At 59.6% G+C, this 15,038-nt stretch carries 13 protein-coding genes; 7 read left to right on the top strand and 6 right to left on the bottom strand.

All coding sequences use genetic code 11. The features are described 5' to 3' along the window. Positions 1-41: 41 nt before the first annotated feature. A complete protein-coding gene (locus CIC07_RS09825) occupies positions 42-2,108 on the bottom strand; it encodes an alpha-glucuronidase family glycosyl hydrolase (RefSeq protein WP_076358083.1) in 2,067 nt (688 codons plus the stop codon). Beyond that, entirely contained in the window at positions 2,086-4,248 is a 2,163-nt protein-coding gene (locus tag CIC07_RS09820; RefSeq protein WP_076358084.1) for a glycoside hydrolase family 52 protein, read from the bottom strand. Before CIC07_RS09820 ends, CIC07_RS09825 begins: the two co-directional genes overlap by 23 nt. Positions 4,249-4,401: 153 nt before the next feature. Between CIC07_RS09820 and CIC07_RS09815 the strand changes: the two genes are divergently transcribed. The 6 genes from CIC07_RS09815 to CIC07_RS09790 all read left to right on the top strand — a co-directional run bounded on the left by CIC07_RS09815 (position 4,402) and on the right by CIC07_RS09790 (position 10,245). Continuing rightward, entirely contained in the window at positions 4,402-5,307 is a 906-nt protein-coding gene (locus CIC07_RS09815) for a helix-turn-helix domain-containing protein (protein WP_076358085.1), read from the top strand. Between the two features lie 181 nt (positions 5,308-5,488). Then, complete coding sequence (locus tag CIC07_RS09810) at positions 5,489-6,187, top strand: GntR family transcriptional regulator (RefSeq protein WP_076358086.1); 699 nt, start codon at positions 5,489-5,491, stop codon at positions 6,185-6,187. After that, positions 6,184-7,275, top strand: coding sequence for a mannonate dehydratase (gene uxuA / locus CIC07_RS09805; RefSeq protein ID WP_076358087.1), 1,092 nt, complete (start codon positions 6,184-6,186; stop codon positions 7,273-7,275). Before CIC07_RS09810 ends, uxuA begins: the two co-directional genes overlap by 4 nt. After that, a complete protein-coding gene (locus tag CIC07_RS09800) occupies positions 7,272-8,123 on the top strand; it encodes an SDR family oxidoreductase (protein ID WP_076358088.1) in 852 nt (283 codons plus the stop codon). Before uxuA ends, CIC07_RS09800 begins: the two co-directional genes overlap by 4 nt. A gap of 390 nt (positions 8,124-8,513) precedes the next feature. After that, a complete protein-coding gene (locus tag CIC07_RS09795) occupies positions 8,514-9,515 on the top strand; it encodes a cellulase family glycosylhydrolase (RefSeq protein WP_076358089.1) in 1,002 nt (333 codons plus the stop codon). Positions 9,516-9,663: 148 nt separating this feature from the next. Then, positions 9,664-10,245 carry an LOG family protein gene (locus CIC07_RS09790; RefSeq protein ID WP_094248004.1) on the top strand — a complete coding sequence of 194 codons (582 nt, stop codon included), beginning with the start codon at positions 9,664-9,666 and terminating at the stop codon, positions 10,243-10,245. A gap of 262 nt (positions 10,246-10,507) precedes the next feature. On the opposite strand, the gene CIC07_RS09785 is transcribed toward CIC07_RS09790, so the two are convergent. Both CIC07_RS09785 and CIC07_RS09780 read right to left on the bottom strand, forming a co-directional pair. Beyond that, positions 10,508-11,479: an aldo/keto reductase gene (locus CIC07_RS09785; protein WP_076358091.1), complete on the bottom strand. Its 972-nt coding sequence runs from the start codon at positions 11,477-11,479 to the stop codon at positions 10,508-10,510. Between the two features lie 90 nt (positions 11,480-11,569). After that, the gene (locus CIC07_RS09780; protein ID WP_076358092.1) at positions 11,570-12,322 is read right to left on the bottom strand and encodes an SDR family oxidoreductase; all 753 of its coding nucleotides are present in this window, start codon (positions 12,320-12,322) and stop codon (positions 11,570-11,572) included. A 105-nt stretch (positions 12,323-12,427) separates the two neighbouring features. Here CIC07_RS09780 and CIC07_RS09775 point away from each other — a divergent pair, with 105 nt between their 5' ends. After that, positions 12,428-12,868, top strand: coding sequence for a MarR family winged helix-turn-helix transcriptional regulator (locus tag CIC07_RS09775; protein ID WP_076358093.1), 441 nt, complete (start codon positions 12,428-12,430; stop codon positions 12,866-12,868). Between the two features lie 362 nt (positions 12,869-13,230). Here CIC07_RS09775 and CIC07_RS09770 read toward each other — a convergent pair whose 3' ends face one another. Continuing rightward, complete coding sequence (locus tag CIC07_RS09770; RefSeq protein WP_076358094.1) at positions 13,231-14,094, bottom strand: DUF2785 domain-containing protein; 864 nt, start codon at positions 14,092-14,094, stop codon at positions 13,231-13,233. Beyond that, positions 14,091-14,852 carry an alpha/beta fold hydrolase gene (locus CIC07_RS09765; RefSeq protein WP_076358095.1) on the bottom strand — a complete coding sequence of 254 codons (762 nt, stop codon included), beginning with the start codon at positions 14,850-14,852 and terminating at the stop codon, positions 14,091-14,093. Before CIC07_RS09765 ends, CIC07_RS09770 begins: the two co-directional genes overlap by 4 nt. Positions 14,853-15,038 lie beyond the last annotated feature (186 nt).

Raw genomic sequence — 15,038 nt, 5'->3', positions numbered from 1 at the left:
AGGAAGACTGATTCGCCCCGTCCGCCGTCACGTCCCGGCCGTCAGAAGATCGTCCGTCCCTGCTCGTCCGGAATGCCGCTTTTGCGGTAGAAATAGGTGTTGATGACATCCCGCCACTCGCGGGCATGCTCGGCCTGATGCCGGAAGCGGAGGAGCGTATCTCCGAAAGCAGGCTCCGGAATCTCGCCCTCGAGCGATTCCCACTTCGCAGCCAGCTCTTCCGCTCTTTCCGCTCCATGGAAATGAGAGTCGTAGATATGCTGGATGACCGTCTTGCCGGAATGCAGCACATGGAGGTAAGGGACGTGGTGGAAAAACAGCAGCAGCTCATCCGGAGTCGTCTGCGTCCGCTCGTAGCGCTCCCGGTTCGGTGCGAAATACTGGGATGCGTATCCGGTTCCCGTTCCGCTCGTGCGGTCCACTCCGATGCCGTCCCGGTCGGCAAAGTGGTACGTGCCCCACATGGAATATTCATAGCCGTCCACGTCGGGTCCGTAATGATGGTTCGGCTTCACCATCCAGCCCACGCCCAGAGGCGCCGTATAGGCTTCATAGATGCTCCAGGATTCCATCAGCATGGAAACGACCGTCGCGGCCGCCTTTCCCTCGGTCCCGAAGGCGAGCGCGGACCATTCCTCCGCGATCTCCAGAGCCGTCAGCTCCGGATTCCAAGCCAGCCTGCCGAAGCCGTACAGATTCGCCTGCGCGAGCAGATGGCCGGTCCAGTTGTCGTCGTCCCCGATATTGGACACGGCCGCCATGCCTCCGGCTTCGCGGCCGTGCAGCCTGCCGCTGGCGATCGCCTTGATGAAGGACCCTTCGCCGCGCGCATGCGTATCGAAGTCGAGCGACTCCTTCCATTGCGGAACGAGATAGCAGAGATGCTTCTGCTGGCCGGTGTATTCCTGGGCGATCTGGAATTCCGCCAGCATGTTCGTCTCCGGCATCGCTCCGAAGAGCGGCGATGCGGGCTCCCTGACCTGGAAGTCCATCGGCCCGTTCTTCACCTGCAGGAAGACATTGTCGCTGAATCTGCCGTCAAGCGGCTTGAAGTGGTCGTATGCGGCTCTGGCCCGGTCCGTCTTGCGGTCCCGCCAGTCCTGCCTGCAGTCATAGACGAAGCAGCGCCAGATGACGCGGCCGCCGAACGGCGCCAGCGCATCGGCCAGCATATTGGCGCCATCGGCATGATTCCGGCCGTACGTGTACGGTCCCGGCCTGAATTCCGAATCCGCTTTCACGAGGAAGCCGCCGAAATCCGGAATATGCCTATAGATGCGGGCCGCTGTCCGGCTCCACCACAGCCGGACCGAGGGATCGAGAGGATCGGCCGTCTCCAGCTCGCCGGTCTCGAACGGAGCCGCGAAGTTCGCGCTCAGATAGACGGAGATGCCCCATTCCCGGAAGACGGCGGCGATCCCCGCTACCTTCGGCAGATCCTCTTCTCCCATGAAGCGGGTCTCGCGTTCATGCACGTTGACGTTGTTGATCGAGATGGCGTTGATGCCGACGGACGACAGCAGGCGCGCGTAGTCCCGGATGCGGCTTGTATCCTCGGCGATCTCTCCGTCCCGGTAAAAGATGGAGCGCCCCGCGTAGCCGCGCTCGACGCTGCCGTCTCCATTGTCCCACTGGTTGATCATGCGCAGCGCATTGGCGGGAGCTTCGGCGATGTCGAGCCCGGACAGCGGGACTCCCGCTCGGAGCAGCCGGATCAGGCGGAACGTGCCGTAGAGCACGCCAGCCGCGCGGGAGCCGCCGACTACGATGCTGCTGCCGGCCGTCCGGATCCGGTAGCCCTCTCCGGCAGCCGCCTGCTCCTCCTTGCTGAACGCCGCCGCGGCCTGCGGACAGCCGCGGAAGGTTCCGAGGACGATGCCCCGGACACCTTCGGACGGCATTCCGTCCTTCGGAGCCTGGCCGCTCAAGCCTTCGACCGCCCGCCTCAGCTCCTCCAGCGCGGATGATATTACAGGAGCATCCGTCTCGGAAGCGTGGAGACAGGCAGCCCACGTTGCCGCCTGCTCCCGAACGGCTGGAGCCGCCGGAGGACTGCCCAGCCACGCCTCGCAGCCGGTGCCCGGCTTAGCTTCCGCTGAGCGCTGCATTCCGGATTCCCCCTTCCGCCGCGGCTGCCGCGGACGCCGATTCACGCAGCCATAGAATGGCCGTCACTCCGCGCGGATAATACTTGCTGCCGATGATCTCGCCGCTCAGGATCTGGTCGCTCCACGCCCAGTAGGACAGCTCCGGATGCTTCAGCCAAGCGGCGTGTGCGGCGTCCGCAGCGGCTCCCCGATCGTCCCGTGGCAGGCCGAGGATCTCCCTGGCGATGAATTGGCAGAGGTAGATCTTGCTCAGCCAGGAATTGGAGCTTGTCGAGGAAAGCTTCCACCCGCCGTCTTCGAACAGGCACGTTCCCGTTGCGAGCACCGTATCCAGATGCGTCCGCAGCGCAGCGAGGTAGGCGGAGAAGCGTCCGTTCGGATCGAGAGCTTCCCGGTTGCCGGTGAAGTAGGGGAAGATGAGCCCCTCGATGGCCGGTATGATGCGGGAGTCGTTGTTCTCGCCGATGACAGCCGGAATATAGCCGCGGTCGTTCAGCTGGGCGGCGATCGAAGCCGCCGCGCGGTCCGCCTGAGCTCCGGCTTCGGCCGAGAGCCCGGAGAGCCCTTCGGCCTCGAACAGCTTCTCCAGCGCCACGTAGACGGCCCAGCATTTGCCCGCCATGTAGATGTTGTTGCGGGACTGCCCGAGCGAGACGTCGAGGCTGTCGTAGGTCGTAATCTCCGCGCCGCCGTCCGTGCGGCTGCTGTCGAGCCCCATCAGGCCGTTGCGCTTGCCCGGAACCGGATGGTCGCGGTTCAGCATGCTCTCGAAGCCGTCCTGCAGCACCGGCAGCATCCGCTCCAGGAAATCCCTGTCGCCGGTCTGCTCGATGTAGACCGCCGCGCAGCACAGCCAGTTCACTAGCTCCTCATGGCTCATATAGGAGAAGCAGCCCTCGATGCCGGCAAGCTCGTAAGCGGAATGCTGCGGCCGGGAGAAGGCGTTGGCCACGCCCATGTCATGCGTGAAGGCGAGCCCGCCCGGATGCTCCCGCTCCTCGCCGGGGAAGCGGACGGTATCTCTATAGCTGTACCTTTTGACGAACCACTCCAGCTCGCTGCGCACCGTCCACGGATTCATCTCCAGCTCGTAGAACAGCTGGTCGGCCGTCAGATCAAGCGTATTCATCATGCGGTACTCGCCTTCGTTGACGACCCAGATCGGCTCGCCGTCCGCATCCAGCAGCTGCGTGCTGCCGTAGTAGCTGTGGATGGCGTGGCTGAGCATGAACGCCTGATCGTCCGACAGCTTGCCGCTGCCGCTCCATGTGTCCGCGGCGCGGCACGAGTCGGCCAGCTCTTCGAAATGCTGGAGAGAATAGGCCGCTACGTCTTCGATCCTGGTGAAGAAGCGGGTATAGAAATACGACGTCTCCATGCCCGTTGTCACGACGCCGCCGCGGAAGAAGCAGACCGCGAAGGAGAACGTGCGCCGCTCCCCGGCAGGAACCTCCATGAGCAGCGCGCCCGTACCGCCGAGCCCGAACGCCAGATGCTGGGGATGCTTCGCCGTCAGGATGCTTTCCATCGAGAAGCCGAAGCCGGTCCCGATCCCGGCATCCGCAGCCGCGACGATCGCGGTGCACAGGCCTTGGCCGACGCCCGCGAAGAAATCGCCGTCATCGCCGATCCGCCGCATGGCGCTGTAAGGGTCGTTGCCTTCGTAACCGAAGAATGCCCGGCGCGCGGCATCGCCGCTGCGGTTGTCGACGGTCAGCTCGGCGAATACCGCCGGCACGAGGGCGGCCTTCAGCTCTTCGTCCGACCCGGAGGACGGATCCGGTACGGGACGCACGGGCGACAGGATGCGGAACGTCAGGTCCCCTGCTTCCCAGGCATCCTCTCCCGCAGACAGCTTGCGCTTGATTCCGGTCCGATCGAACGTCTGCAGCAGCGCCCGGTCTTTTTTATCCTTTTTCTCCACATCGTAACGGGCGGCCTCGTCGCCGAGCTCTCCGAAGAAGGGCAGAGCCTCATAATAGGCTCCATCCCGGGATTGAAGGCCAATATAGACGTTCTGGTCGGCCGGACGCCCAAGCTCCAGTCCAAGCCCTCCCTTGGCGCCGGGAAAACCGAGCGTGAAGCTGGCGAATGCTCCGATCGGAGAATGATGAGCGTTGTAGAACCTATTGTCAGCCATGAATGGCAGCCCCTCTCTGAAAGCGATTACTTCCATCGTAGCATGTCGGTTCCGCTCGGGGACATGGTCAAATCCGCCGGATATTTACCCAAATCGCGCCAGCGATTATAATGGAGCCGACGAGTCCGAGCAAGTACGGGAGGGAAACGATAGATGGCCGATTCCGCCAAGCCGCCCGAAGCCGGCGGCAGCATTTCCGAAACGATGTTCCCCGATGTCAAGACGACGCTGAACCTGTTCGGCATCCATAAGAGGCAGGTTCGAGGGAACTGGCAGTATCCCCTGCACCATCACCCCCAGTATGAGATCAACTACCTGCTGGACGGCCGCCAGGTCATGTCGGTCGGCGGCATCGAGTACGCTCAGGGTCCCGGCGACCTGCTTCTGATCCGGCCGGGCGAGCTTCACAACAGCCGGAGCGGAGACGGCAGGCCTTTCACTTATTTCTGCCTCCATTTCGATCTGGACGACCGGCTGTTCCTGCCTATGCTCGGGCGGCTTGAGCAGGTGCTGTTCAAGGAAGACAGCGCGCTGGCGCGCAAGGTGAGCCCGATTCTCCGCAAAATGCTGGAGCCCGAGCTCGATCCGGACTCGCGCTCGGTATCCGCCCGCATGCGGCTGCAATCCGCCGTCTTCGAGCTGTTCGCCCTGCTCTGGGACGCCGTCTCGCAGGAAGTCAGCCAGCTGCCGCCGCGCACCTACGGCAAGGAGGAGCTGGCCCATGAGATCGCCGGGCGCCTGCAGAGCATCTCCGTCCTGCGGTTCGAGCCGGGCCAGGGACGGGACGAGGGGCAGGGCATCCGGGAGATCGCCTCGGAGCTCGGCATCAGCGTCTCCCATTGCGGCCGGGTGTTCCGCGAGGTGTACGGCCAGTCCCCCCGCGCATACTGGTCCTCGCTCGTCCTGCATGAATCCAGGCATCTGCTGTCCGACTCGAAGTATTCGATCCAGATGGTCGCCGGCATGCTCGGCTATCGCGACATCGCCCACTTCAGCCGCCAGTTCAAGCGCTGGACCGGCTTCTCTCCTTCCGAATACAGGAAGCAGCTGCATGTCTGACCCATGCTGCAACAGACGATTCCAGAGTGGCGGCTTGGACGGTAGCTTGGACGGCGGCTTGGACACCTGCTCGGGCTGCCTACGACGCCGCATCCGCGCCTTTCCGTTCGCGATATAAAGAAAACGCTGTCAAACTGGTATGGTAGTATGGTAGGATCAAAAAGGAGGAGGCGATACCGCCATGAATCAACCGCTCGGCAACCGCGGTTCATCCGCCCGCGACATCGTGTACGACAGCTTGAGAGAACAGATCCTCAGCCTGGAGCTGCCTCCGGGAACGGCTCTGTCCGAAAAGGACTCCGCCGCCGCCTTCGGCGTCAGCCGCACTCCCGTACGGGAAGCTTTCCTGCGGCTCGCTCAGGAACAGCTCGTTCAAGTGCTCCCGCAGCGCGGCACCTTCGTCTCGCTGATCGATCCGGAGCTTGTAGAGGAAGCCCGCTTCATGAGGGAACAGCTGGAGCGAGCCGTCGTCAGGCTCGCCTGCGCCGGCTTCCCTCCGCTCTCGCTCTCCACGCTGCGGGACAATCTCGCCGCCCAGCAGGATGCGATGGCGCGGCTCGACGACCGGAGGTTGTTCGAGCTCGACGAGGCGTTCCACCGCGCCCTGTTCCAGGGCTGCGGCAAGCTGAACACCTGGTCGGTCATCCAGCAGATGAATCTCCATCTGAACCGCGTCCGCTTGCTGCGTCTGGCGAGCGATCCCCATTGGAGCCATCTGTACGAGCAGCATGCCGCCATGGCGGAGGCGATCGCCGATGGACGCGGGGAAGCGGCCGACGAGCTCATGAAGCAGCATTTGCGGCTCGGCATCGCCGACCAGGCGCTGCTCAAGAAGGAGTATCCGCATTATTTCAAGCCGGAAAGGGAGAATGCCAAGTGAACATGAGCTTCCGCTGGTTCGGTGAAGGCAACGATACCGTCACCTTGAGCCAAATCAGGCAAATTCCAGGCGTCACCGAGATCGTCTGGTCGCTGCATGACATTCCGGCCGGGGAGGAATGGCCCCTGGACCGGATCGTGGACATCCGCGATCAGGCCGCGGCGCATGGCCTCGGCATCAACGTCGTCGAGAGCGTCAATATCCATGAGGACATCAAGCTCGGACTGCCGAGCCGCGATGTCTACATTGAGAACTACATAAAAACGATGGAAAAGCTGGCCCAGGTCGGTGTGAAGGTCATCTGCTACAACTTCATGCCCGTCTTCGACTGGCTGCGCACCGATCTCCGCCATCCGAGCGGAGACGGCTCGACCGCTCTGTTCTATGAGAAGAGCCGGATCGAAAACGTCGATCCGTTCGAGCTCGTCCGGCAAATAAACGCGAACTCCACGCTCACGATGCCGGGCTGGGAGCCCGAGCGCCTCTCCCATCTCGCTTCCTTGTTCGAGGCGTACCGCGGAGTGACCGAGGAGCATCTCTGGGATCACCTGAAGCATTTTCTCGACAAGGTCATCCCGGCGGCGGAAACGCTCGGCATCCGGATGGCCATCCACCCGGACGATCCGCCATGGCCGATCTTCGGCCTCCCGCGCATCATCACCGGTGCGGACAACCTGCGCCGCTTCCTCTCTCTCCATGACAGTCCCGCCAACGGCATCACGCTGTGCAGCGGCTCGCTCGGTGCGAACCCCGCCAACGACATCGTCGGCATGATTTACGCATTCGCGGACCGCATTCCGTTCGCCCATATCCGCAACGTCAAGGTGTTCGACAATGGAGACTTCATCGAGACGTCCCACCGGACGCAGGACGGAACCGTCGATATCGCGGGCATCGTGAAGGCTTACCGCGACATCGGCTTCGACGGCTACGCCCGTCCCGATCACGGACGCCATATCTGGGATGAGCAATGCCGTCCCGGCTACGGACTGTACGACCGCGCGCTCGGCATCATGTACTTGTGGGGATTGTGGGATGCGGCAGGCCGCCTCGCTCCATCCGCCGCGAAGGAGGGACACGCTTCATGAGCCTCCTCCCTCTTCATGCCTCTCTCGAAGGCAAAACCGCCGTCGTCACGGGCGGCTCCGGCGTGCTCTGCCGGGTCATGGCGCTGGAGCTCGGCCGCCAGGGCTGCCGCGTCGCCGTCCTCGGCCGCAGCCTCGACAAAGCGGCTGCCGTCGCCGACGAGATCTCGGCTGCCGGCGGCACGGCCGTCGCCCTCTCCTGCGATGTGACCGATCCGGACAGCGTCGCAGCGGCTGCCCTGTCCGTGCAGGAGCGGCTCGGTCCTTGCGACATTCTCGTCAACGGCGCCGGCGGCAACCACCCCAGCGCCAACACGACGAGCGAGATTTTCCGCTCCGGGGATCTGGAAGACGAGAAGACGGTTTCCTTCTTCGATCTCAGCGTCCAGGGCTTCCGGAACGTGCTCGATCTCAACATGGTCGGAACGCTCCTTCCGACCCAGACGTTTGCCAGGCAGATGCTCGGACGGGGCGGCACCGTGCTCAACGTCTCCTCCATGAGCGCGCCTTCGCCGATGACCAAGGTGCCCGCCTACAGCGCCGCCAAGGCCGCGATCAACAACTGGACGCAGTGGCTTGCCGTCCATATGGCCGAGTCCGGAATCCGCGTCAACGCCATCGCTCCGGGCTTCTTCCTCACGGAGCAGAACCGCGGGCTGCTGCAAAATCCCGACGGCAGCTGGACAGAGCGCTCCGGCAAGATCATCGCCCATACGCCGATGCGCCGCTTCGGCGTTCCGGAGGATCTGCTCGGCACGCTGCTCTGGCTGCTCGATTCCGAGTCGTCCGGCTTCGTGACCGGCACGGTGATTCCGGTCGACGGCGGATTCATGGCTTATTCCGGCGTTTGATAGACGGTTGAAAGGAAGAAGGAGCATCCGGCTGAATCGCCGGATGCTCCTTTTTGTTGTCGAGGGATGGCCTGGCCGGCTCGCTTCAAGCGTCATGCACGCGCTCTACCCCAACAGTCAACCGTACCATTTCTGGAGCGTTCGGGAATAGGGGCTGCTTTATCCTTTCTTGTCTTCGTTTATGCTAATAATTCCCATTTTATGCGCCCCATTCCACAACTGAATCCATTTCCACTTTCCTTTCCATGGACTATAATTCGAATGGCTTCAAGTGAAGCGCTTTCACAAAAAAAGCCGAAAGGAGGTTTCAGCACAGCCCGCAAGGCCGGGTCCAAACTTCTGCCGCCGCGGCCGAAGCCTGCACAATTCCCATTCCGAAGGAGAGATTCAATGATGAACATGAAGAAATGGATGAACCGTCTTGCCCTGTCCGCCCTCACCTTGGCGCTTGCGCTGCCGCTGCTGTCCGCCCCTCCGGCACGGGCCGCGGCAAGCGGTTTCTATGTCAGCGGCAGCTCGCTGCTCGATGCGAACGGCAGCAGCTTTGTCATGAGAGGCGTCAACAATCCGCATATCTGGTTCGACAGCCAGGCTTATGCGGCTCTGACCGACATTGCGGCCAAGGGCGCCAACACGGTGCGCATCGTCTGGAGCACGAGCGGCGCCGCCTCCCGCCTCCAGCAGATCATCGACCGCTGCAAGGCGCTCAAGATGGTGTCCGTCATCGAGCTGCATGACGTGACGGGCAGCAACGACGCGGCCAGGCTGAACGACATGGCCAAATATTTCGCCCGCAGCGACGTCAAGGCCGTCTTGAACAGCAACGAGAAGTACGCTCTCGTCAACATCGCCAACGAATGGGGCGGCAGCGACCTGAGCGACACCGCTTGGCGCGACGCCTATCAGACGGCGATCTCCACGCTCCGCAGCGGCGGCATCAACAATACGATCGTCATCGACGGCTCCGGCTGGGGTCAGAACTCCTCTCCGATCAAAGCCTACGGCCAGACGCTGCTCAACTACGATCCGAAGCATAATGTCATGTTCTCCATCCATATGTACGGCTCCTGGAACGACTCCAGCCGCATCGGCACCGAGCTGCAGGCGATCAAGAACCTCGGCCTCGCCGTCACGGTCGGGGAATTCGGCTACAACTACAACAACGGCAGCAACAACCTGGGCTGCAAGGTGAACGCCCAGGAAGTGCTGAACCAGGCCCAGGCCAAAGGCATCGGCTACCTGGCCTGGTCGTGGACGGGCAACGACAGCGCGAATTCATGGCTCGATCTGGCCGCCAGCTCCGATTGGAAGACGCTGACGTCCTGGGGCAGCCTCGTATTCAACGGCACGAACGGCATCGCCTCCACGAGCAAAAAAGCGACCGTATTTTAATCTCTGTCCGTTCCGATCCGGCAGCCGAATGATTGCGTTCGGCTGCTTTTTTCTGCTTGAGTCCGGCTGCTTTTTTCTATTTTTCAACATCCCTCCAGGCTTCTCGTTGGTATAATGAGAGGGACAGCTTTTAGGGGAGGTAGACAGTTTGAAAGCAATCGCGGTCTTTTGCGGATCCAGAATGGGCGCCAAGCCGGCCTATGCCCGAGGAGCGTCCAGACTCGGCTCGGAGCTGGCGCGGAGGGGAATCACCCTCGTCTATGGCGGGGCAAGCGTCGGCATCATGGGAGTGCTCGCCGATTCCGTTCTGCAGGCGGGAGGCAAGGTCGTCGGCGTCATTCCAACGATGCTGGAGGAAAGGGAGATTTCCCATCGCGGACTCACCGAACTGATCGTGGTCGGTTCCATGCATGAAAGAAAGCTGGCCATGTCCGAGCTCGCGGACGGATTCATCGCGATGCCCGGCGGCCCGGGCACGATGGAGGAGCTGTTCGAGATCTTCACCTGGGGACAGCTCGGCCTGCACGGCAAGCCGATCGGCTTGCTCAACGTGGACGGCTACTACGACGGGCTGATCTCCTTCTTCGGCCATATGAACAGGGAGCAGTTCCTTCAGGACAAATACATGTCGATGGCGCTGTCGGACACCGACCCGGCCTCGCTGCTGGACCAATTCGCCTCGTATACGCCTCCGGAGGTCAAGACGTACATCAAGAAAAGCCAGACATAACCGCCGATCGGCACCGCTCCATCTATGCAAGCAAAAAGGCATTCCGACGCCAGCGGCGTCGGAATGCCTTTTTTTTTTGCAACAAAACCCGAAGGCGGCAATGTTTTCGTAAGCAAGCCTAAAAAAATCGAGAAAGCCGCCTTGAGATGACAGAATCGGATCGGGTTGGGGCGGCTCCTGTATTTGCTATGGGCGACTTACGGACGGATATGGCTTTGCCGGTGGGGAATCCAGAGTGTCCGCCCAAAGAGCAGTTGAGTATTTATACCACTGGATGCGGTATATAAAGTTCTTCTAAACTCGCAATTTCTTCGGGTGTCAATTTCACCGACAACGCCGACAACGCATCTTCAAGATGGCTTATCTTGGTTGACCCGATAATCGGTGCCGCGACCTCTTCCTTTTGCAACAACCATGCAAGAGCAATTTGTGCGCGTGGAATGCCTCGGTTAGCGGCAACTTCCGCAGCTCTTTCCGCAACCTTGCGATCAGCGTCTTCCGTTCTTGAAAACAACGCCTTTGCTATCTTGTCATTCTCTGATCGCGAGGTCCGCTCATTCCAATCTCGGGTTAACCGACCTGCAGCCAGAGGCAAATATGGAGTGACGCCAACTCCCTCATCTTTGCAAAGGGGGAGCATTTCCCTTTCTTCTTCCCTATAGAGTAAGTTGAGCCTATTCTCCATGGAGATGAACCGAGTCCAGCCGTTGCGTTCGGCGACGTGCTGAGCTTTCGCGAACTGCCATGCCAACATGGAAGATGCTCCGATGTACCTTACCTTGCCTGCCTTAATTAACTCGTGAAGTGACTCCATCGTCTCTTCAACCGGCGTATTATTATCCCAACGATGGATCTGGTACAAATCTACGTAGTCCGTTCCGAGCCGTTTTAGACTGTTATCAATTTCGGTCATGATGGCTTTACGGGAAAGTCCCATGCCATTCGGACCTGGGCGCATCGGAACGAATACCTTTGTGGCAATGACGACTTCGTCCCGACGAGCAAAGTCCTTTAATGCACGTCCGACAATTTCTTCACTTGTTCCGTCGGAATACATATTGGCGGTACTGAAAAAATTGATGCCCAATTCGAGTGCTTTTTTAATGATCGCTCTGCTTTCCTCTTCATTCAGCGACCATGGGGTGTTGCCGCGCTCAGGTACTCCGAAGCTCATGCATCCCAGGCATAGTTTTGAAACATCCAAACCAGATCGGCCAAGTTTTACATATTCCAATTGATGGCACACTCCTTTTGTACTATTGGAAAGGCATTCAACCTTCAGGTTTTCTACACACCCCTCGGAGAGCCAGTGCTCGAAACTACATCACCACGGGAGTTGGCGTCTCTCATTCGAGAATGTGCCCGTAGGACCGTTCTCGTCGAGGAGCGCAAGGTGCACGGGATGACGCGCGGCCTGTTGGACGGTGCCCGTACCCTCGAAGTTGTTGAGGTCCGTCGCGGTGAAGCCCGGGCATGCGGCATTGACCTTGATGCCTGTCGGCTCGAGTTCGATGGCGAAGGCGAGCGTGATCGCGTTGAGGGCAGTCTTCGACGGGCTGTAAACGGCGCCGAACATCTCGCGATGCGAATTGGTCGAGTCCGCGTTCAACGTCAGCGAGCCCGAGCCGCTCGATACGTTGACGATGCGTGCCGACGGAGCTTCACGAAGGAGCGGCAGCATCGCTTGCGTGACGGCGATGACGCCGAACACGTTTGTCTCGAACACCGCACGCACCTCGTCGAGAGACGCGACGCTTGGACGGCCCGACTTCCCGACCTCCTCGAGCGGCCTGCCCGGCTTACCCGCGTGAGATATGCCCGCATTGTTGACGAGCACATCGAGACGGCCAAGCTCGCTGCGGATGCGCTCTGCCGCAGCGGCGATGGAATCCCGATTCGTGACGTCGAGCTGGAGGGGGCGGGCATCCGCTCCAACGTTCTTCGCGGCCGTCTTTCCTTTCTCGAGATTGCGCGACCCGACGAGCACGGTGAAGCCGTGCGCCGCGAGATCCTTCGCGATTTGAAGACCGATTCCTTTGTTGGCCCCGGTGACCAAGGCGACGGGTTTGTCCTGCATAGGAATACTCCCCTTTCTTGTTTATATAGAAATAGGTTGACGTATCAACCATAGGTCGACTTTAGCATATTGTGGTTGACACGTCAACCATGATATTATGTCCCTATGGAAAAGAACGAGCTGAACGAAGAGGAAATGCGAATATGGACTATGTGGAAAGGTTCCTTTAAGAACATTTTCGGTCGCGTAGTCAAAGACATGTCCGAGCATACAGGACTATCAGAGGGCGATTTTGGAGTATTAGATCGGTTAATCCATTATGGGAACGGTGAGCTGCGTCAGCAGGAATTAGCCGACTCGATGGGATGGACGAAGAGTCGTTTGTCACATCATCTAACGCGGATGGAAAAGCGTGGACTCGTTGTGAGGAAACCATTAGACACAGATCGTGGTATTCAAGTCATCATCACTTCCGCTGGAAAATCAGCATTGGATGATGCCCGTCCCATAGTCGCAAAGGCAATACGCAACCATTTCCTTGATCAATTAACCGATCAAGACATTGAGTCGATTACTAAGCTAGCGGAAAGAACAAAAACAAGGTGATCGGCTTCTTGGAAAGCCCCACCACCTTGACCGCGTTTTTTGATTCATATTCATGAAGCAGATAAGTTGATCGGTATTCGTAAAAAGAACTCTCCTGACTCGGAGAGTTCTTTCCTTTCTATCCACATAAATCGCCCTTTGCGACAGTTGCGCTGGTATTACCTGATCGGCGCAAGTGGCTCAGTCATCCCCTTGTATGACCAACTTATCTTGCCCGAGGACTTATTCCCAAGTCAGTCTATACCAACATCTGCACCCTCGGGTGCCTGTTTTAACGCCGGGGTGGTCAACGTTTAGATTAGCGGGGTGGTTAACTATTTGATTGGCAAATACGGCTCCGGATCAGGCTCGGAGCAGCCGGCTCAGGAAGTTTGCCGCTGCCTGTCCGCGACGGCAAATCTGTTCAGGCCGGCTTCAGCTTCCAGAATTGCGGCGGCAAGAGCATTTCCGCCCCCCTCCTGTCCTCTTCTGAAGTACAGAGAGCGAAGAAGGTTCTTGCCGTTCACACGGGCGACAGCCTGCGCCCGGCTGCGCGGCCAGTCCAGGCAGGTCGACAATCCGGTTATCCAATCCGCGAGCTCCGCCTGAGAAAGCCGCCCATTGCCGATCATGGCGTCCAGGATGCTTGCGATGCGTTCATCCTCTTCCTCGCCGAAAATATGGCTTCCGTTCTGCAGCATGCCTTGAATCGCGGCAAGCACGTCGCGCTGTACCGCAGCATCGCTTTCCGGGCACTGGACCAGCTCCTTCAGCGCATCCGCTCCATGCGCCGCACTGTGCGCCCAGCCTTCTTCAGGAAGCAGCCCGCGGAGATCCTTTTCTTCCCGGTAATAGCGGAGCAGCGAATGCTTCAGCAGCTCATAACCGGCCCGGTCCAGGAAAGGCTTCCGACTATGGCGCCTCGCGATCAAGGCCAGCGGCAATACGGAGAAGGTCCTGGTAAAAACCGTCTGGTCGCCATCGCTGCCGATATGGTGGAACAAATGATTCTCGTCGGCAAGCTGCTGGAGAAGGCAGCGCCATTCTTCTTCGGTCAGTCTCTCCTCCGTCATCCAGACATAAAAGGTCGGATAGATGAGTCCATCCCGCAATTCCGGATCGGGATCGCCGATGAACCGCAGCATCTGAGCGATAAGCTCCTCCCTGCTTTCCCCTTCGCGAAGCTGATAGTTTTCCTTTTCTACTCTTTGCAGTTTATGTCTGAGCTGCGTCCTCGTATCGTTCATCTCTTCATCCCCTTTATCATGCTTTCGATCTCTTCCACCACAAGCTCCGGCTCATCCACATGAATATAATGGCGGCTCCGACCGGCGATCCGCAGCTTGCTCGCCTTCGACAGCCGCTGAAAATCGGCTTGCAGCCTCTGCTCGATCTTCAGCAGTTCCTGGACGGGCCAATTCCCGTCGCTTTGTTCAGGCAAGCCTCTCGTTAGGATGGCGAGAGGAATATCGCTTTGCCCCGAATGGCCGGATACTTGCTCATAGCTGCGCGCTTTGTCGATGTTTTCGCTGTTGAGCCGAGGATTTTCATAGTAGTCCCTGTTTGCCGCCTTCAGTTGGGGAGGGAGTACCCTGTCATAGGCCAGCTCTTTGTATTCGGTTGCGGCATCGACCAGGACAAGGCCGCAGACAAGCTGCGGATGAACGCTTGCAAACAATCTGGCCACCAGCCCGCCAAAGGAATGGCCGACCAATAGGAAGGGGGGATCGACAAATCCCGCCAGCAGCAATTCGGACAGTTCCTCGACCAGATCCAGACAGGTTCTCGGGACAGGCGGAGCGGCTTCGCTTCTCCCCACGCCCGAACGGTCGTAAGACAAAGTCGATGCTTTCTGCGATACTAGGGTTTGAATCTTCTCCCAAGCATCGGAGCTGTCGCCCATACCCGAGATAAAGATCACGCTGGGCTTTGTCGTGCGCGAATAAGTGAAGAACAGCTTTCGGCCGCCGGCTGAATGATAACTTCCCCTTATGCCCTCCACCATCCGCTCTCCCGCTTTCTATGTTTGAATGTCATTTCAGATGCGGACCGATCCAGCTTGCTCTCTCCCGTCTGCCCGGCAGCTTGCAAAAAAAGCCCGCAGGAGGAAAACATCTGCGGACGGAGCGAATCTATGCGTTCAATAGAGACTCTATCTTTCCATGTTCTAATCAGTATAACATGGAGGATT

Source organism: Paenibacillus sp. RUD330, from assembly GCF_002243345.2.
In the GTDB taxonomy this organism is placed as follows: domain Bacteria; phylum Bacillota; class Bacilli; order Paenibacillales; family Paenibacillaceae; genus Paenibacillus_O.
Note: the sequence above shows the minus strand (reverse complement) of the source record. Positions and strands in the feature narration are given on the sequence as shown.